The sequence below is a fragment of the Roseovarius sp. genome (genome assembly GCF_965277045.1).
Taxonomy (GTDB): Bacteria; Pseudomonadota; Alphaproteobacteria; order Rhodobacterales; family Rhodobacteraceae; genus Roseovarius.
In genome coordinates, this window is the sequence record NZ_OZ255712.1 from 2899178 (window position 1) to 2918165 (window position 18988).

The 18988-nt window shown below is 64.4% G+C and carries 19 protein-coding genes; 2 read left to right on the plus strand and 17 right to left on the minus strand.

Translation table 11 applies throughout. The annotated features are described in order from the left end of the window. Positions 1 to 6: 6 nt before the first annotated feature. The 15 genes from ACQY4V_RS14510 to ACQY4V_RS14580 form a co-directional block, all read right to left on the minus strand. Entirely contained in the window at positions 7 to 738 is a 732-nt protein-coding gene (locus ACQY4V_RS14510; protein WP_428512824.1) for an SDR family NAD(P)-dependent oxidoreductase, read from the minus strand. After that, positions 735 to 1466, minus strand: coding sequence for an SDR family NAD(P)-dependent oxidoreductase (locus tag ACQY4V_RS14515; protein ID WP_428512826.1), 732 nt, complete (start codon positions 1464 to 1466; stop codon positions 735 to 737). The genes ACQY4V_RS14510 and ACQY4V_RS14515 overlap by 4 nt, the downstream gene beginning before the upstream one ends. Next, on the minus strand, positions 1466 to 2650 hold the full coding sequence (locus ACQY4V_RS14520; protein WP_428512828.1) for a cytochrome P450: 1185 nt from the start codon (positions 2648 to 2650) through the stop codon (positions 1466 to 1468). The genes ACQY4V_RS14515 and ACQY4V_RS14520 overlap by 1 nt, the downstream gene beginning before the upstream one ends. A 31-nt stretch (positions 2651 to 2681) precedes the next feature. Beyond that, on the minus strand, positions 2682 to 4157 hold the full coding sequence (locus tag ACQY4V_RS14525) for a trimethylamine methyltransferase family protein (RefSeq protein ID WP_428517257.1): 1476 nt from the start codon (positions 4155 to 4157) through the stop codon (positions 2682 to 2684). Between the two features lie 74 nt (positions 4158 to 4231). Next, a complete protein-coding gene (locus ACQY4V_RS14530) occupies positions 4232 to 4996 on the minus strand; it encodes an NAD(P)-binding domain-containing protein (protein ID WP_428512830.1) in 765 nt (254 codons plus the stop codon). Beyond that, positions 4993 to 6486, minus strand: a complete 1494-nt coding sequence (locus ACQY4V_RS14535; protein WP_428512832.1) for an aldehyde dehydrogenase — start codon at positions 6484 to 6486, stop codon at positions 4993 to 4995. Before ACQY4V_RS14535 ends, ACQY4V_RS14530 begins: the two co-directional genes overlap by 4 nt. Further along, positions 6483 to 7391, minus strand: coding sequence for a 4-hydroxy-tetrahydrodipicolinate synthase (gene dapA / locus ACQY4V_RS14540; protein WP_428512834.1), 909 nt, complete (start codon positions 7389 to 7391; stop codon positions 6483 to 6485). The genes ACQY4V_RS14535 and dapA overlap by 4 nt, the downstream gene beginning before the upstream one ends. Then, the gene (locus ACQY4V_RS14545) at positions 7381 to 8085 is read right to left on the minus strand and encodes a GntR family transcriptional regulator (RefSeq protein ID WP_428512836.1); all 705 of its coding nucleotides are present in this window, start codon (positions 8083 to 8085) and stop codon (positions 7381 to 7383) included. The genes dapA and ACQY4V_RS14545 overlap by 11 nt, the downstream gene beginning before the upstream one ends. A 242-nt stretch (positions 8086 to 8327) precedes the next feature. After that, positions 8328 to 8927: a hypothetical protein gene (locus tag ACQY4V_RS14550; RefSeq protein ID WP_428512838.1), complete on the minus strand. Its 600-nt coding sequence runs from the start codon at positions 8925 to 8927 to the stop codon at positions 8328 to 8330. Further along, positions 8924 to 9775, minus strand: a complete 852-nt coding sequence (locus ACQY4V_RS14555) for a carbon-nitrogen hydrolase family protein (protein WP_428512840.1) — start codon at positions 9773 to 9775, stop codon at positions 8924 to 8926. Before ACQY4V_RS14555 ends, ACQY4V_RS14550 begins: the two co-directional genes overlap by 4 nt. Positions 9776 to 9797: 22 nt before the next feature. After that, positions 9798 to 10211, minus strand: a complete 414-nt coding sequence (locus ACQY4V_RS14560; RefSeq protein WP_428512842.1) for a hypothetical protein — start codon at positions 10209 to 10211, stop codon at positions 9798 to 9800. A gap of 78 nt (positions 10212 to 10289) precedes the next feature. After that, entirely contained in the window at positions 10290 to 11654 is a 1365-nt protein-coding gene (locus ACQY4V_RS14565; protein WP_057791041.1) for an FMN-binding glutamate synthase family protein, read from the minus strand. Between the two features lie 114 nt (positions 11655 to 11768). Continuing rightward, on the minus strand, positions 11769 to 12638 hold the full coding sequence (locus tag ACQY4V_RS14570; RefSeq protein ID WP_428512844.1) for a GXGXG motif-containing protein: 870 nt from the start codon (positions 12636 to 12638) through the stop codon (positions 11769 to 11771). Next, the gene (locus ACQY4V_RS14575; RefSeq protein WP_428512846.1) at positions 12626 to 13561 is read right to left on the minus strand and encodes a glutamine amidotransferase; all 936 of its coding nucleotides are present in this window, start codon (positions 13559 to 13561) and stop codon (positions 12626 to 12628) included. Before ACQY4V_RS14575 ends, ACQY4V_RS14570 begins: the two co-directional genes overlap by 13 nt. A gap of 80 nt (positions 13562 to 13641) precedes the next feature. Beyond that, positions 13642 to 15048: a glutamine synthetase family protein gene (locus ACQY4V_RS14580; RefSeq protein ID WP_428512848.1), complete on the minus strand. Its 1407-nt coding sequence runs from the start codon at positions 15046 to 15048 to the stop codon at positions 13642 to 13644. A gap of 289 nt (positions 15049 to 15337) precedes the next feature. Between ACQY4V_RS14580 and ACQY4V_RS14585 the strand changes: the two genes are divergently transcribed. Further along, complete coding sequence (locus ACQY4V_RS14585) at positions 15338 to 16021, plus strand: FadR/GntR family transcriptional regulator (RefSeq protein WP_315899566.1); 684 nt, start codon at positions 15338 to 15340, stop codon at positions 16019 to 16021. A 114-nt stretch (positions 16022 to 16135) separates the two neighbouring features. Here the strand turns inward: ACQY4V_RS14585 and ACQY4V_RS14590 are convergent, their stop codons facing one another. After that, the gene (locus ACQY4V_RS14590; protein WP_428512850.1) at positions 16136 to 16687 is read right to left on the minus strand and encodes a hypothetical protein; all 552 of its coding nucleotides are present in this window, start codon (positions 16685 to 16687) and stop codon (positions 16136 to 16138) included. Positions 16688 to 16871: 184 nt separating this feature from the next. After that, the gene (gene hemC / locus ACQY4V_RS14595; protein ID WP_428512852.1) at positions 16872 to 17819 is read right to left on the minus strand and encodes a hydroxymethylbilane synthase; all 948 of its coding nucleotides are present in this window, start codon (positions 17817 to 17819) and stop codon (positions 16872 to 16874) included. A gap of 93 nt (positions 17820 to 17912) precedes the next feature. On the opposite strand from hemC, the gene hemE reads away from it, so the two are divergent. Further along, the gene (gene hemE, locus ACQY4V_RS14600; protein WP_428512854.1) at positions 17913 to 18947 is read left to right on the plus strand and encodes a uroporphyrinogen decarboxylase; all 1035 of its coding nucleotides are present in this window, start codon (positions 17913 to 17915) and stop codon (positions 18945 to 18947) included. Positions 18948 to 18988 lie beyond the last annotated feature (41 nt).

The following is an 18988-nucleotide window of genomic DNA, read 5'->3' on the forward strand; positions in this document are numbered from 1 at the left end:
GCACCTTCACGGCAGGCTCAACTGGGCCATCCGACCCCCGTCCACGGTCCAGACCTGCCCGGTCACGAACCCCGCCTCCTCGCTCGCCAGCCAGCAGATCAGCGCCGCCACGTCCTCCGGCGTGCCCGTCCGCCGCACCGGGTGAATCCCGGCCAGCCCTGCGCGAAATGCCACCGGGTCCGGCATGCTCTCGATGAACGCTTCGTTCAGCGGCGTATCGATCCACCCCGGCGCCACCGCGTTGCAGCGCACGCCATCCTTGCCGTGGTCCACCGCCACGGCGCGCGTCAGCCCGTGCAGCCCGGCCTTCGACGCGCAATAGGCCGGATGCCGCGGGTTCGATCCCAACCCCTCGACCGAGCCGAGATTGACGATCGCGCCACCGCCCGCGCGCAGCATCCCCATCCCATGACGGATCAGCAGAAACGGCACTGTCAGGTTCATATGCAGCTGGATGTCCCAATCCGCCTTCGACGTTTCCTCGACCGTGCCCTCGCGCATCACCCCGGCATTGTTCACCAGGATATCGAGCGCGCCCGCCTTGTCCGAGACCTCCGCCATCACCCGCTCGGGCACTGCCTCGTCGCTGAAATCCGCCGCGATATCCTCATGCCCCGACGCACCCCGCTGCGCACAGAACACCCGTGCACCGCCCTCGGCCAGCATCGCTGCCGTAGCCGCGCCCATGCCGCTCGATCCGCCAGTGACCAGCGCCACCTTGCCAGCAAACCGGCTCATATCACGGCCTTCCCGCCGTTAACCTCGACCAACGAGCCACACATGTACCGCGCCGCGTCCGACGCCAGGAACAGCATCACGTCCACGATCTCTTCCGGGCTTGCGATATGCCCCACAGGCACGCTCGCGTTCAGGTCTTCGATCGCCTGCTCCGGGTCCAGCCCGCGTGCCGCAAAGCCCGTGCGCAGCATCGGTGTGTCCACCTCGTTGGGGCAGACCGCGTTCACCCGGATACCCTGATGCGCATGATCCCGGCCCAGGCATTGCGTCAGGCTGGCAATCGCCGCCTTGCTCGTCACGTAGACCGGATGGTTCGGCCCCGGCCGCAAACCCCAACAGGAAGACGTGTTCACGATCGCCCCGCCGCCCCGCGCGGCCAGGATCGGGATCGCCGCCCGGCAAATCCGAAACGGCGCCTCCACGTTCACGCCCATGGTCAGGTGCCAGTCGTCATCACTCGCCGTGGTGATATCGCCACGCGTGATCACGCCCGCATTGTTGAACACCATGTCCAGACCGCCCAACGCCGCCTCCGCCCGCCCCGGCAGCGCGTCGCAAAACGCCCCGTCCAGCAGGTCACCATCCAGATGCGCCTCGGCCTCCACCGCGCCGCTCTGTCGGTCGCTCACCGCCACAAGCGCGCCCTCGGCCCGCAGCGCCCGCACCAGCGCGGCGCCGATGCCGCCGGCGGCCCCCGTAACCAGTGCACACTGTCCCTCGAACCGCATCAGGCCACCTCGTATGTCACCGGCAGGCTCAGTGCCCCTGTATTCCCGCTGTCCGGCAACCACTCCGGCGTGCCGTCATACGCCACCGTACGGAATGTCTGACGCAACGCATCCAGCGCACAACCCGTATCCGTCCGTGCCACGAAATGCCCGATGCAGTGATGCGCCCCACCGCCGAACCCGAAATGCCGCTTGCGCTTGACCGTGATGTCGAAAGACGGGTCTTCACAAATCTCCGGGTCCCGCGCCGAGGCATGGACCAGCAGGTTCAGCACCGTGCCTTTCGGAATCACCATTCCGTCCATCTCGACATCCTCAACCGCCTCGCGGGTGGACCACGTCGTTGTCGGCCGCGCCCGGATGAACTCTTCCACCGCGTTCGGGATCAGGCTCTCGTCCTTGCGCAGCATCTGCCATTGCTCCGGGTTCTCGATAAACAGCGACAACCCAAGCCCCAGCAAGGCCCGCGTCGTATCCACCCCGCCGAAAATCGAAATCACGATGGTGTTCAGCAACTCCTCGTGCGTGCAGTCGCCGTTGCGGTCGAACTCTGCCACCATGCGCGCAACGTAACTCTCGCTATCCTCGCCACGCCGCACCTTGACCACCAGCTGATCGGCCAGCTGGAACAGCGCCTCGCAGGCCGCGTTGAACCGTTCTTGGTACTTCGGCGCCTCGATCCCCATCGCCAGCCCCAGGTCGGCGGCATTATGCGCCACCAGAGGCCACGCCTCACGTTCCATCCCCAGCAGCGTTGTGATCGCCTGCCCCGCAAAGGGCTCGCAAAATGCCGACTGGAACTCGCAGGCGCTCTTCTCACTCAGGCCCGCGCACAGATCCCGCGCGATCTCGTCGAAGGCCGGCACCAGCGACAGCACGTAGTCCTCGCTCAGCGCCGGCACGGCCAGTGCCCGCAATTTCTGATGCGCGTCGCCCTCGCGCCCGATCACCGAATCCCGCCAGAAATCCGCGAACCGCCCCTCGATCCCGACCGTCTCGGGCCAGTTGTGACTGCCCTGCCGGAACCGCCGGTCGCGCAGGATCTTGCCCACCTGCCGATACCGCAGCACCGCCAGGCCAAAGGGCGTCTCGGCGCACCAATGGGCCTCCCGCGCCGCGACAACCTCGGGCGACCGGGTCGAAAATCCCGGGTCTTTCAGGTCCAGATACGGCAGGTTGCCCATATATGTCACTCCTTTGCGCCTCGGCGCGTTCTCAATACTCCTGGTTCAGCGCATCCGCCGCCGGGATCTCACTTTCCCGCTTGGAAATATACGCCAGCAGCGCCTCGTTCACACCCTCGTCCAGCTTCGGCTCTTCATACTCGTTCAGCATTTTGCGCGCATAGGCCTGCGCCCGCGCATTCGCCTCCACCGCGCCCTCGGCCTGCCACTGCTCGATCGAGTTGTTGTCAAAGAGATCCGGCATGAAAAACGCCCGCTGGAAATTCGCTAGCGTATGGGGATGACCCAGGTAATGCCCCCCGGGTCCGATATCGCCCACGGCCGCCACCGCCTCGTCGAAATCGTCCCAGCGAATGCCTTCAGCCATCCGGTACGCCATCGCGCATTGCTCGGCATCGATCACGAACTTCGCCATCGAGCAATGCATCCCCGCTTCGTTCCAGCCCGCCGCGTGCCACATGTAATTGGTCCCGGCCATCTGCAACGCCATCAGGGTCGTGGCACTCTCGTACCCCGCCTGCGCGTCCAGCGTCTTGGCCCCGCCCAGGCTGGCCGAGGACCGCCACGGCACGCCGTAGAACCGCGCCATCTGGCCGATCATCAGGTTCATCAGGCTGATCTCGGGTGTTCCCGCCATCGGCGCACCCGATTTCATGCTGACCGTCGACAGGTAGTGCCCGTATATGGCCGGACACCCCTTGCGCACCACTTGAGTATAAGCCAGCGCGCTCAGCGCCTCGGCGTTCAGCTGCGCCACTGCCGGCGCAACAGACGCCGGCGTATTGGCCCCGCCCAGAACGAAAGGGCTGCACAGCACCGGCTGGTTGCGCTTGCAGAACGCCCGCATCGCGCCCAGCATGGTTTCATCCCACACCAAAGGCGAGTTGCCGTTGCAGTTGCCCGTCGCCACCGGGTGATCCTCGAGGAAATCCTCTCCGAAGAGGATCGCGCACATCTCCATCACGTCCTCGGCGTTCTTCGGGCTGGTGGTCATCCCCATGAACGTCTTGTCCGAATGCTTCATCGACGAATAGGTGATCCGCAGATGCCGCTGGCTGATCGGATGGTCATACGGCTCCACGATATGATGCGCACTGGAATGCAGCGCCGGCGACATCTGCGCCAGTTTGTGGAAATTCGCCAGGTCGTCCAGCGTCGGGTTCCGCCGCACATCGTCCAGATCGCGCAGGAACGGCGCACCGGTCATCGGCACGAAAATCGCATGCTCCTTCCCGAAGGGCAGATTATGCGCCGGGTTCCGCGCGTGATAAGTGAACGTCTCGGGGATCGACTTGATCAGTTCCCGCACCAGCCCGCGATCCAGATGCACCCGGTCGCCGTCGCGCACCTCCGCGCCCGCGCGCTTCCAGTCCGCAATCGCGATCTCGTCGCGGAACACCACGCCCACGTTTTCGAGGATATCCATGCTCGCCGCATCGATGCGCTCGATCTCCTCCGCACTCATCGGCTCGGTCAGCGGCAGCCCCCGCTTCAGGCTGGGCAACATCTTCACGTCCCGCACGGCCCGCAACGCGGTCCGCGTGCCGCGCCCTCGACGCGCGGGTTTTTCTGCAATTGCCGTCACGCGTCGTCCTCCATGCTGTCTGATATTCCGTCCAGTATCCCGGGCAGCCCGTCAAAGGCCCCCTGCGCCGCCAGCCCCTCGACCATCTGCAGGTTCAGGGTATTGGGCGTAGCCAGCGCCCTCTTCTCGTCATGCAACTCGCCCGCACGGTCTCGGCCAAGGCCGTTCAGCACCCCGGTCACAAGGTTGCTGACATAGATCTCCGCCGCCTCTGGTGACCCGGTCTTGTCCGCCAGCCATCCGGTGCCTTCTTCCAGCAGCCCCAACGCCGCGGCGACCATCGTCGAGGCCGCGAAATGGTGGTTCAGCGCCGCCTCGTCCGCCTGCGGCAGCACAGGGTTCTTTGCCCCGAAGAGCGCCCGCACGACGCCCAGATCCCCCGCCACCGGCAAGGGGCAGCCACCGTTCTCGATAAACCCATACGGGATCGTCACCGACACGTCCCGCACCGGCGCACAGGCCGCCACGATCTCGGCCATCGGCACACCCGCCATGACCGATACAATCTTCTGATCCGCGCGAAACGGCAGGCCCTTCACCACGTCGGCCCACACCGCCGGACGCAGGCACAGAAGGACGATCTCGCTCCGCTCCACGACCTCCGCATTCTCCGCCACCGCGATGCCCAGACCACTCTCGGCCAGCGCCGCCGACACCGCCTCGCCGCGCCGCGACACCGTCACGTCATGCCCGGCCCGGGCCAGCGCCCGCGCCATCGGTGCCGCGATATGTCCGGCTCCAAGAAACCCAACTCGGCTCATCCCACCAAGTCTCCGTCCTTCGGATCGCTCAGATCGACCCAGATCGTCTTCACCTCGGTGAACTGGTCATGCGCGTGCACACCATTGTCACGCCCGCCAAAGCCCGACTGCTTATACCCGCCAAAGGGCGTCGAGATGTCTCCTTCACCATAGCAGTTCACCGTCACGGTCCCCGCCCGGATCTCCCGCGCCGCCCGGATCGCCCGCCGCACGTTCGAGGTAAAGACCGACGCCGCCAGCCCGTAGGCCGTGTCATTGGCCAGCTGGATCGCCTCCGCCTCGCTCGCCACCTCGATCACGCTCAGGATGGGACCGAAAATCTCTTCCTTCGCCCGCTTGTCGTCCTTTTTCACCTCATAGACCGTCGGCGCGATGAAATTGCCCTTGGGCTTGCCACCCCCGGCCACAGCCTTGCCCTTCAGGTATCCGGCCACCTTCTTGCAATGCTCGCTATCCACCAGCGCGCCCAGATGGTTCGCCGGATCCAGCGGATCGCCGGTTTTCCAGTCGCGCATCCGTGCCACGATCCGCTCCATCAACGGCGCCTTGACCGCCTTGTGCACGATCACACGGCTGGCCGCCGAACAATTCTCACCCATGTTCCAGAACGCCGCGTTCACCACATGCTCGGCCACGTGATCTAGGTTCTCGGCATCCTCCAGCACCACGGCGGGGTTCTTCCCACCACACTCCAAAGTCACCTTTTTCATGTTGCTGTCGGCAGCATAGCGCAGGAACCGCTTGCCGGTCTCGGTCGAGCCGGTAAAGCTCACCATGTCCACGCCCATATGCAGCCCCAAGGGCTCGCCCACCGACGGCCCATCCCCCGGCAACACCTGCAACACACCGCGCGGCAGGCCGGCCATATGCGCCACCTCCGCCAGCCGCAACGCCGTGAGCGAGGTCTGCTCGGCCGGCTTCACGATCACCGAATTGCCCGCCGCCAAGGCAGGCCCGATCTTCCACGCCATCATCAACAGCGGAAAATTCCACGGCAGCACGCAGGCGACCACGCCCACCGGCTCGCGCACGATCAGGCTCAGCGCATCGTCGCCCGACGGGCCCACCTGGTCATAGATCTTGTCGATCAGCTCGGCGTGCCACTTGATCGTGTGGATGACCTCGGGAATGTCCACCGTCTCGCAGTCGCGGATGGGCTTGCCGCTGTCCAGGCTCTCCATCACCGCGAATTCATGCCGCCGCCGCGCGATCAGTTTGCACAGCCGGATCAGCACGTCCTTCCGCGCGCCCGGATGCGCCTTCGCCCACTCGCCGCGCTCGAACGCCTCCCGCGCCTTCTCCACCGCAAAATCCACGTCCTTCGCATTGGCGGTCGATATCTTCGCCAGCACATCCCCGGTCGCCGGGTTCACCGTCTCCATCACCGGCCCCGATCCCTTGCGGAACTTGCCATCCACGAAAGGCGCCTTGGGCAGATCGATCTCGGCGGCAATCGCGCCATACTCGTCCCGTGTCAGAAGCTTGCTCATTTCTTGCCCCCTTCGATCGCGGCAATGGCCGTGTTCATCGTGCGGATCACCTCTTCCAGCGCCCGTTTGTCATCCTTGTTCAGCGGCAACAGCGGCTTCCTCGGCGGCCCCGCCGGAATGCCGCGCATCGTCACGCCATGCTTGATGCATTGGATGAACTTGCCGCCCTGCTCCAGCACCCGCATCAGCGGCATCATCGCCGACATGATCGCCCGGCCCTTGGTGAAATCCCCTTCCACCACGCAGGCCCGGTAGAGCGCCACATGCGCCTCGGGCGCAAAGTTCGACCCGGCACAGACCCAGCCCTTGGCCCCCCAGGCAAAAAACTCAAGCGCCTGGTCATCCATCCCGCACAAAAGGCCCAGATGCGGATAATCCCGCGCGATCAGGTGCAGCCGGTTGATGTCGCCGCTGCTCTCCTTGATGCCGCAGAAATTGGGCGAGCGGCCCAGGCGGTCCAAGGTCTCCTCGTCCATGTTCACGCCCATCCGGCCCGGGTAGTTGTAGAGCATCACCGGCATATCCACCGCCCGGTCGATTGCCAGCGCATGCAACGCAATCTCGCGCCCTGTCGGCACCGAATAAGGCGGCGTCGCCACCAGGATCGCATCCGCGCCCACATCCTTGGCCATCTTCGCAAACTCAATGCTGTCTTCCGTGCGCAGCGCACCTGTGCCCACGACCAGCGGCACGCGCCCCTTGATGAGCTCATGCGTCTTGCGGGCCAGCCATTCGCGCTCCTCAAACGTCTGCGCGTAATACTCCCCCGTGGTCCCGGCACTGATGATCCCGGCCACACCGCCCGCGATCAACTGCTCCACGACGCCGCCCAGCGCCCCTTCGTCGACCGTGAAATCTTCACGATAGGGCGTCACGATGGGCGTCCAGATCCCCTCAAACTGCATCTTCACGATCCTTCATAGGCAAGACATCGATCGGCAGCGGATCGGGGCTCACGAACCGCTCAAGCCGATCCCGCGACAGGTTCCAATGGGCGATGGTCAACTCGACGATCACCCCCGGCTCCTGCCGCTCGATGGCCTCGATCATCGCGTCATGATGCGCGCAGGCCGTCACCACTCGCGCCGCCTCGTCCTCCGAGGCCGGGCGATAGAAGGTCTGGCTCAGCCGCGTATGGTCGATCAGCATCCGCTTGAGGCTGGGCAACAGGTAAGGGTTGTGCGCCATCTCCCCGATGCACAGGTGAAAGCGGTGGTTCTGCAACGCGGCCTCCGCCGCATCGCCCGCCTCCGTCGCCGCGCGGAACCGCTCCTGGATGTCCTTCAAAGCCCCGATCTCGCCCGCCTTGCGGTTCTCGGCAGCCAGCCGCGCCACGTTCGCATAGATCATCGGCGCGGTCTGAAAGAACGTCCGCATCACCGGCAGGTCCATCGACGCCACCTTGGCGCCGCGGTTCTGCGTCAGGTCCACATATCCCTCACCGCCCAGCCGCTGCAGGATCTCGCGCATCGGCGTGCGGGACATGGCGTAACGCTCGCACAGCGTCGCCTCGTCGAGGTCGCTGCCGGGCGCGATCTCCTGCGTCAGGATACGCATCCGCAGGTCTTCCAGGCACTGGGTTTTCTTGTCGGCGATCAAAGTGACTCTCCTTGCTGAATACATAATGTATACATTTTGTATTGCCGAGTCGATTCAAATTTCGCGCCCCCTCCGGGCCACGCTCAAACCCCGCTTTTTCTTGCCAAAAATACTCGCGCCGCAGGCCCCCGCCCGCCACGCGCACGCCGCCGGGCACAGCGCATCACGCCGCCCTCACGCCCCGAGGACGCACGTCCGAGACAAACCAGCGCGCGGGAAACGCGCTCAATTGAATTGGAAACCTAGCGCCGTCCACCCACCGGCGGATCGGCCCGGCTCGCGTCCCAGTCGGGCTCGAAGCCCAGCACTTCCGTCGCCGGCGGCAGGGCCGGGTTGAAGAGCACATTATGCGCCATCGTCGCCTGGTGCAGCAGGTTGTGCGACGCCAGCCGCCAGACCTTGCACCGCAACTCGAACTCCTGCCCATAAGCCGCAAACCGCAGCGTCGCATGGCCCGCCTCGTGCAGCGCCTTCGCGCCTTCGCTGCCCGGCGGGAAGGTCGCGGTCAGGATGTCGGAAAACTCCTTGGCCTTCTGGTAATACGTCGCCGACAGGAATTGCAGCGCGGTCTGCCGCCGCTGCGCCGGGTCGTTGGTCTTGGCCGCCATATGCTGCAATTCCGGCGTGACCGAATATCCCGGCGCCTTATTCAGCACGGTGATCACCACGCCCATGGGCGTGTCATGCCCCTCCGGCGTCACCTCCGGCATGATCGCGTCATCCGGCCGCCCGTCATTGTTGCGCATCGCCAGCTGCCGCACATGGCACTGCCATTTCAGGAACCCCAGCCGCAGCGGGTTGTCGGAATAGCTCTGGCCCAATTGGGTCGCCAAAGATGTCATGCCACGCTCCTCTCGGGGTCTGGCGTTTCCATGTCGAAGTCCCGGTCGCTCGTCAGGCTGGGCACCCGGCCCGCGGCCTTTTCCACGTCATCCAGGTCGATCTCGGCCTGCACCACGCAGGGTTCCGTTCCGCCCTCGACAAGCACCTCGCCCCACGGCCCGACGATCAGCGAATGGCCATAGCATTCGCCCCCGCCCGGCACCGGCCCGATCGCACAGGGCGAGACGACAAAGCGCGTATTCTCGATCGCCCGCGCCCGGTTCAGCACATGCCAATGCGACTCGCCGGTCTTCTTGGTAAAGGCCGCGGGACAGATCAGCATCTCCGCCCCCGCCTGCGCCAGCCCGCGCCACAGCATCGGAAACCGCAGGTCGTAGCAGATTGTATGCCCGATCTGCCCGTAGGGCGTGTCGTGGATGACGGCCCGGGACCCTGGCGCCACCCGCTCGCTTTCGCGGTACACTTCCGTCTCGCTCAACTGGATGTCGAACATGTGGATCTTGTCATACCGCCCCGTAATCCTGCCGTCTTCGTCCAGCATGATCCCGCGATTGATGATCCGCCCGTCCGGCCCATCGACGGCGATGGAGCCAAGGTTGATCCACACCCCCGCCTCCCGCGCAAAGGCCTGCGCCTCGCGCAAAAACGGGTGATCGCCCTCAGGGGCAGAAGGCGCCGCCACAGCCGCGCCTTCCGTTTTCAGCCCGCCGCAATATTCCGGCAGGAAGAGAACCTGCGCGCCGTCCGCCACCGCCCTCTCGGCCAGGGGCCGCGCCTCCGCCCAGGCCGATGCGAAATCGGGCATGGGCCGTGTCTGCAAACAGGCGATGTTGATCGGGCGCGTCATGTCTGGTCCTTTCAAAGTCCTCTCAGAACTTCATATAGGCCTTGCGCAGGTTCACCAAAGGGTGCCGGTCCGACATCTGGAACTTGATCAGCAACTCACGCGCGATCATGTCCCGGTCCTGCTGGTTGTCGGGCAGGTCGATAGAGTCGGGCACCCGCACCCAGCCGTTGTTGTTGCGGTCGAACACCGCCGGCGCGCCTTCCTCGTAGCCCATATGCACGTCTTCCAGCCAGTTCAGGTCGTCCCAGCCCATGGTTTCCATGTACTTCGTCAGGAACGGCGTGATCCGGTCATAGTCCGGCACAAGGTTCACGTCATAGCGATAGCCGATATGCTGCCCGATTTCCTTTTCCCGCTCCGAGCCAAGCCCGTCCTTGTCCTTCAGGAACTGGTCGACATCGGTGATCTCCGATCCGCGATACTGTGATCCAGCCATTGTTTTCTCCTCTTCCGGGGCGCCGGGGTGACCCCCGGCCTACGTTTGCGGTAGGGCGGGGTTCACCCCGCCACACCCTTAAAAATGGTGATAATCCTCGACGCCAACCGTATGGCTGGTGCCCGCCAGCGGAACCCCCGCCATGGCAGAGGCCTCCATGGTCAGCGCGGCCAGGTCCTCCGGCTCGAGGCTGTGCAGATAGGTCTTGCCGCACGCCCGTGCGAACAACTGCGCCTCGATGGTCAGCGTGTGCAGGAAGTTGTACACGCGTTCCGCCGCCTCGTCCGGGTCCAGCCGCTCGCGCAGCTTGGGGTCCTGCGTCGCCACGCCCACCGGGCAACGGCCCGTGTGACAGTGGTAGCAATAGCCCGGCTCGGCTCCGATTTCCTCGGGATAGTTGGCCTCGGGGATGTCCTTGTTGCAGTTCAGCGCCATCATCGCCGAGTGCCCGATCGCGATGGCATCCGCGCCCAGCGCGATGGCCTTGGCCACGTCCGCGCCGTTCCGGATCCCGCCCGCGTAGACCAGGCTGATCTCGCCGCGCTTGCCCAGGCTGTCGATGGCCTTGCGCGCCTGACGGATCGCCGCCATGCCCGGCACACCGGTATCCTCGGTCGCAAGGTGCGGACCCGCGCCTGTGCCACCTTCCATCCCGTCGATATAAATGCTGTCAGGGTCGCACTTCACTGCCATCCGCACGTCGTCGAACACGCGGCTCGCCCCCAGCTTCAGCTGGATCGGGATCTGCCAATCGGTCGCCTCGCGGATCTCCTGGATCTTCAGCGCCAGGTCGTCCGGGCCCAGCCAGTCGGGGTGACGCGCCGGCGAGCGCTGGTCGATCCCCGCGGGCAAGCTGCGCATCTCGGCCACCTGGTCGGTCACTTTCTGACCCATCAGGTGCCCGCCCAGACCAACCTTGCAGCCCTGACCGATGAAGAACTCACAGCCATCGGCCAGAACAAGGTGGTTGGGGTTGAAGCCATAGCGCGACTGGATGCACTGATAGAACCACTTGGAGCTATAGCGCCGCTCGTCGGGGATCATACCCCCCTCGCCCGAACAGGTCGCCGTGCCCGCCATCGTCGCGCCCCGCGCCAGCGCGGTCTTCGCCTCATAGGACAGCGCACCGAACGACATGCCGGTGATATAGACCGGGATGTCCAGCTCCAGCGGCACCTTGGCGCGCGGCCCGATCACGGTCTTGGTCTCACACTTCTCGCGATAGCCTTCGATCACGAAGCGTGTCAGCGTGCCGGGAAGGAAGGTCAGGTCATCCCAATGCGGGATCTTCTTGAACAGCGAAAACCCCCGCATCCGGTAGCGGCCAAGCTCGGATTTGATGTGGATGTCATCCATCACACGCGGCGGGAAGATGAAGCTGTCACCGATGCGGTTCACATCGCGCGCCAGCTGTTTTTTCTGCGGCAGATCACCATCAGCCATGGTTGTCTCCTTTACATGCGGCGTGCGCCGCCTCGTTCATCCCGTCCCGGGCTTGACCCGGGACCTCCACGTCATCGAGACCCCGGATCGCGTCCGGGGTGATCCTGTGACGCGTCACAGGATCAGTTTCTTCTCGGACGGCTCGAGGTTGTCGTAGTTCCACAACATCTTGCCCGCGACGACCTTTGTGAAATGATCCACACCCTTGTCGGGCATCAGGCCGTATTGCGTCAGCTTCCGTGTCAGCCACTTCTTGTCCAGATCGGTCAACTCCGCTTCGACAGCATCCACGCCCAGGCTCTTGATCTCGCCACCCACGTAAATCGTGCCGTCATACATCGAGTCGCCCAGGTTCTTGCCCGCGTTGCCGCAGACCACCATCCGGCCCCGTTGCATCATGAAGCCACTCAGCGCCCCGGTATCGCCACCCACGATGATCGTGCCCCCCTTCTGGTCGATCCCCGTGCGCGAGCCTACCGAGCCGCGGCAGACAAGGTCACCGCCCCGGATGGCTGCGCCAAAGGTCGAGCCGGCGTTCTTCTCGATCATGATCGTGCCGGACATCATGTTCTCGCCGCAGGACCAGCCCACGCGCCCGCTGATGCGCACGTTCGGCCCGTCGATCAGACCGACGGCAAAATACCCGGTCGAGCCTTCGATGATCAGGTTCAGCTTGCTCAGGATACCCACGCCAAGGCTGTGCATGCCCCGCGGGTTCTGCAGCACGATCGTGCCATACCCCTCGCGCATCAATTCGCGGATGTTCGAGTTCACTTCCGTCACGGTCTTGCCGTCACAGTCGATCTCGGTCCGCTTGTTGAAGTCGACATCGGGCGCCCACGGATAGGTGAAACGCTCCTCGGCATCCGGGTCGAACTCGACATAAAGCGACTTGCCCGTCAGCTGTTCGGTCCGCATCCCCAGGGCGGTCACCCGCTCCTCCTGGGTCATCTTCTTCAGGTCTGCGTCACTTACGCTTGCCATACCCGGACCTCCTCGTCGTAGGGATCTGTCGTGTCGATTTCCTGCGGCAGGATCGCGCGGATCGCCACCTCTTCGCTCGCCATGGCAATCAGGTCATCGGATTCGTAAAGAACCAGCGGTTTCGCCGCCATCGTGTCCTTCGCCATGCCCAGCTGGTCCTTGGTGGCCACCAAGTAGGTGAACACCCCGTCGATCTCGTCGATCGACTTGCGCAGGCTTTCCTCCAGCGTGATCCCGTTGGCCAGGTTATGCGCGGTATAGACCGCCAGCAGCTCGCTGTCGCAGTTCGACATGAACCGATGGCCCTTGCGCTCCATCTCGCGGCGCATAATCCAGTAATTGGTGATCTGGCCGTTATGCACCACGCTCACGTCGTTATAGGGAAACGCCCAGTACGGGTGCGCCGACTTGATGTCCACGTCCGATTCCGTAGCCATCCGCGTGTGCCCGATCGCGTGCGTGCCCTTAAAATCGTTCAGCCCATAAGCCTTCGACACCACGCTCGCATCGCCCAGGTCCTTGATCAGTTCAAGGCCGTTGCCCATCGACAGGATCTCGATACCGTCCTGTTCCTCGATATGCTCCGCCATCTCGCCCAGGTTGTCGGCGCCGGTGAAGACATAGCGCAGCGCGTATTCCAGCGGCGCGTCCTTGGACTTGATCTTGGCGCCATGCTCTTCCATCACCTGTTCGACATAGGCGATGCGGTCCTCGATCACCTTGTGAACGCCGCGGCCCTTTTCCATGTCCTCGGCCTCGGCCACCTTCAGGCGCATGATGTAATCGCCCTCGGTCGGTTCACCGTATACCGCGTAGCCGGTGCTGTCCGGCCCCCGGTGCTTGAGCGCCAGCAGCATCGAGGTCATCTCCGACCCCACGTCGCTGCTCTTGCCCTTGTAGATTAGTCCAGCAATTCCACACATCTGGAAACGCCTCCTCTGGGTTGCATAGTCGTTTGATCGGCGGCGGGCTCCTCAACCCGCCGCCAGACGCATGGGATGCCTCAGGGCAGGCATTCCATGTACGTATCCTTGTCCCAATCCGTCACGGTGGACATGAACCGGGCGTATTCGTCGTGCTTGTACTCATCATAAAGCCGGTACATCTCGCCGGGCATCCCGCGCTGCACCACCTCGTCCTTCTTCAGGAAATCCAGCGCCTCGCCCAGGCTCATCGGCAGCTTCTTGACGTCCTTGCCGTCCTTGATCGCATCGTAGATGTTGCGCTCTTCGGGCTTGCCCGGGTCCAGCTTGTTGTCGATGCCGTCGTCCATCGCCGCCAGCAGGGTCGAGCCCATCAGGTACGGGTTCACCATGCTGTCGACCGAGCGGTACTCGAACCGCCCCGGCGCCGAGACGCGCAGGCCGGTGGTCCGGTTCTGGAAACCCCAGTCGGCAAAGACCGGCGCCCAGAAGCCCGTGTCCCAAAGACGACGGTACGAGTTCACCGTCGAACAGCCCACTGCGGTCAGCGCCTGCAGGTGATGCACCACGCCGCCGATCGCTTCCAGGCCCTCCTTGCCGGGCATCTGCGGGTCGTCGTCATCGGGCATGAACGTGTTCTCGCCACCCTTGACGTACATGTAGTTGTCTTTCATCCCCGGCAGATCCTTGGGATCGTTGCCGCACTTGACGAACTCATCCTCGCCGCCGCGCCACAGGCTCATGTTGTGGTGACAACCCGAGGCAGACACACCCATGAACGGCTTGGTCATGAAGCAGGCGAAAATCCCGTTTTCCCGCGCGACCTGTGCGCAGATCTGGCGATAGGTGGTCAGACGGTCGGCGTTGCGCAGCACGTCGTCGAACATCCAGTTCAACTCAAGCTGCCCGGGCGCGTCCTCGTGGTCGCCCTGGATCATGTCCAGACCCATCGCGCGGGCATAGCGGATCACCTGCATCGAGACCGGGCGCAGGCTCTCGAACTGGTCGATGTGATAGCAATATGGCTTGGAATAGCCGTCGCGCGGCTTGCCGTTCTCGTCGAACTTCAGCCACATCATCTCGGGCTCGGTCCCGATGCGCAGGCTCCGGCCGTGCTTCTTCTTGAAGTCCTCGTGCATCCGGCGCAGGTTTCCCCGGCAGTCCGAGGTCAGGAACCCACCCGGATTTTCCTTCTCTTCGCGGTTGCGGAACAGCGTGCAGTAGAATCGCCCGATGGTCGGCGCCCACGGCAGCTGCATGAAGGTTTCAGGCTCCGGGATCCCCACCAGCTCGGCCGCTTCCGGACCATAGCCCAGGTAATCGCCCGCGCGGTTGGTGAACAGGTTCACCGTGGCGCCATAGACCAGCTGAAAGCCCTTCTTCGCGACGGTTTCCCAGTGATCGGCAGGAATGCCCTTGCCCATGATCTTGCCGGTCACCGACACGAATTGCAGATAAAGGTACTCGATGCCCTTCGCATCGATCATCTTGCGGACTTCTTTGATTTTCTCGTCGCGCCCTGGGGCCTCGACAAATTTCTCAAGATCCATTTCAGCCACGGTTTAGCTCCCTGATGTTGCGCCGCCTTTGTCGGATCGAGGATCGAATGACGGCCGGTATTTTAGGTGGCATGGGCAGGCATCGCGATGCCGCCCAGCACCCTCACGATTCCGAGGCGCAATCCAAAAGTCAACCGAATTTGATCCAAACATGCAGTTTTTGCTGGATATAGCCCATATATGGTATATAATTGGTCCAAATAATGGAGGAATCACAGTGGGTGACGCACAAAGAATGGGCTCGGCGGACATTGCCGGCCTCATCCGGCGCGAAATATCGAAGGGCACGCTGCAACAGCACGACCGCCTGCCGCCCGAACGGATCCTGTCCGAGACCTACGGCGCCGCTCGTGGCACCGTGCGCAAGGCGCTCATGCAGTTGGAATCCGAAGGTTTTGTCGAGATCCGCCCCGGCAGCGGCACCTATGTCCTGCACAAGACCGAGACGGCGGCGGCCAGCGCCATCGACAACGCCACGCCGCTCGAACTGATGGATGCCCGATTCGCGCTCGAGCCGCACAGCTGCCGCCTGTCGGTCCTGCATGGCCGCCACGCCGATTTCGACCGCATGGAAGAGCTTTGCGAGCAGATGGAGGCCAGCCTCGACGACCCCGCCGCGTTCTCCGAGGCCGACACGCAGTTTCACCGCGCCATCGCCGACAGCACCCGCAACGGTCTTCTGGTGTGGATCCTCACCCAGATCGGCAGCGTCCGCGGACAGGACGACTGGACCCGGATGCGCCGCCTGACGCTGGATGAGCCGACGATCACCACCTACAACCGGCAACACCGCCAGATCCTCGACGCCCTGCGCGCCCGCGAACCCGAGCGCGCCGCGACCATCATGAAGGAACACCTGGAAACCGCCCGCCTGTCGCTCACGCGGGCATCGGAAACCTGACACCCCGTCCCGGGCCTGACCCGGGACCTCACGCTGCAAAAGCCCATCGCCAACCGCGTAGGGTGGGTGAAAACCCACCTTTGGTGGGTGCAAACACACGGGCCGCAACGCCCGCTACTTCTCGTAAAGCCGCGCCATCTCGTCACCGAAATACCTGTCGAACGCTTCCGGCGGCAACCACCCCACCGGCGCATCCTCCAGCTTCTGCCCCAGGAACAGTTTCACCGCCGCCACCGCGTGCCAGCTCTGGCTGCCCGCCGCGTGATAGGGCCGCATCGGCACATAGGTTCCGTCCGTCAGGCGCAAATGCGGCCGGTCGATGCCGCTATCCGTTCCCTGCGCGCCCACCGTGCCGACCACGGCCGTCTCCACGTCGCTCAGCCGCCACTCCCAAGTCTCGGACCCCTTGCGGTCCGTCACGCGCAGCGTCACCCGGTCTGCCGTCCGGTCGAACACCGTCTCCGACCGCATCCTGCTGCGCCTCCAGTAGACCGCCATCGCCGCGATCAACAGCGCCCCCGGCAGCAAGACCTCGGCGAACCCTTCCCACGCCATGAAAAGACACGTGCCGGCCACAAAGATCCCGGCCAGCGTCAGCCCCAGCTTCTTGTCCTTCTGGTCATCCACCAGGGTCAGGGTGGTGTCGGTCTTGTCCTCGATCCGCATCCACCGACGATGCCCCGCGCCCCGGATTCCGTCAATCCTGCACGTAGGGTGGGTGAAAACCCACGCGCCGCAACGCACGCCGCATTGACGACCCCGCCCGCTGACGCCCCCACCGCCGCGATACCACCCGGATACCGACGCGATACCGACGTCCGAAATCAGGAAAACAAGGTCGTTAACCTGTTCACTCCCGCCAGTCGAAGAATCCCGGCCCCGCGCGCTCCAGCAACCCCCGCGCCAGCGCATCGCCGAGTTTGGGTCCATCCTCGACCGGCGCTTCGCCCTCGTCGCTGATGCTCTCGCTGCCATCGGGCCGCAGCACTTCTCCGCGCAGCCGGATCGTGTCGCCCTGCAACTCCGCCAGCCCGGCAATCGGCGTCTCGCAGGAGCCATCGAGGGTCGCCAGAAAGGCGCGCTCCGCCGCCAACCGCTTGCCAGTCTCCACGTCATGGATCGCCGCCAGCATCTCGGCCGCCCGACTGTCATCCGCCCGCCGCTCGATCCCGATCGCGCCCTGGGCCACGGCGGGCAGCATGTCGTCCGTGTCCACCGCACCCACCGCCACCTCGGGCTGTCCCAGCCGGTTCAGCCCGGCCATCGCCAGAAACGTGCATTCGGCCACGCCGTCATCCAATTTCTTCAACCTTGTCTGGACGTTACCGCGAAATTCCACCACCTTCAGATGCGGGAACTTCACCAGCACCTGCGCCTTGCGCCGCAGGCTCGACGTGCCCACCTTGGCGCCCTCGGGCAGCGCCGCCAGCCCCTCGTAACGGGGCGAGACAAACGCATCGCGCACATCCTCGCGCGGCAGGTAGGTGTCCAGCATCAGCCCCTCAGGCTGCAACACCGGCATGTCCTTCATCGAGTGCACGGCGATGTCGATCTCGCCCGACAGCATCGCCTCCTCGATCTCGCGCGTGAACAGCCCCTTGCCGCCGATCTCCTTCAGCGGCCGGTCGATCACCCGGTCGCCGGTGGTCTTGATCACCACGATCTGGAAGGCCTCGTGCGGCAGGTCAAATGCGTCGGCCAGACGGTCGCGCGTCTCGTTCGCCTGCGCCAGAGCAAGCGGCGATCCTCGTGTCCCGATCTTAAGCGGCGCGGCGGGGGTGGGCATGGTCACTGTCATGCAGACGGTCTAGACGTGTAAATCTGGGCTGACAAGTTTTGGTTGACTTTCCAAGGCTCAAAGAGGACCAAACCAGCAAAAGGGAGACCGGACATGGCGTCACAGAAAACCATCCTCAAGGCCCTCGCCGGCGAGACGCAGGCGACACCGCCGATCTGGATGATGCGCCAGGCCGGGCGGTATCTGCCCGAGTATCGCGCCACGCGCGAAAAGGCCGGGGATTTCCTGTCGCTGTGCTACAATCCCGACCTCGCCACCGAGGTCACGCTACAACCCATCCGCCGCTACGGCTTTGACGGGGCAATCCTTTTCGCCGATATCCTGCTCGTCCCGCAGGCGCTCGGCGCCGACCTGTGGTTCGTCACCGGAGAGGGGCCGCGCCTGTCGACGATCACCGAACAGGCCGATTTCGACAAGCTCGGCCCCGCCGACGAAGTCCACGAAACCCTCAACCCGATCTACCAGACCGTCCGCAACCTCGCGGGTGCCCTGCCGCCCGAGACCACGCTCATCGGCTTCGCCGGCGCGCCCTGGACCGTCGCCACCTACATGATCGCCGGGCGCGGCACGCCCGACCAGGGCCCCGCCCACGCGCTCAAATCCGAAAACCGCCCGCTCTTCGAGGCGCTGATGGAACGCATCACCGAAGCCACGATCCACTACCTCTCGGCCCAGATCGACGCCGGCGCCGAGGCGGTCAAGGTCTTCGACAGTTGGGCCGGCTCCCTCAACGGCCAGGATTTCGAGGATTTCGCCGTCGCGCCGACCAAGCGCATCATCTCCGCGCTCAAGGAAAAACACCCCGGCATCCCGGTCATCGCCTTCCCGCGCGAAGCCGGCGACGGCTATATCGGCTTCCACGCAAAGACCGGCGCGGACTGCGTGGCCATCGACAATTCCGTCAGCCCCCAATGGGCCGCCGAACACGTGCAAAAGGACGGCTGCGTTCAGGGCAACCTCGCCTCCAGCCACATGGTCACCGGCGGCGACGCCCTGGTGCGCGAAACCCGCGCCGTGGTCGAGGCCTTCCGGGGCGGCCCGCACATCTTCAACCTCGGCCACGGCATCACGCCCGATGCCGACCCGGACAATGTGCAGCTGATGATCGACACGGTGCGCAACGCCTGACCGCGCCTTTCATCGTTCCAAAAATACTCAAGGAAAAGCCG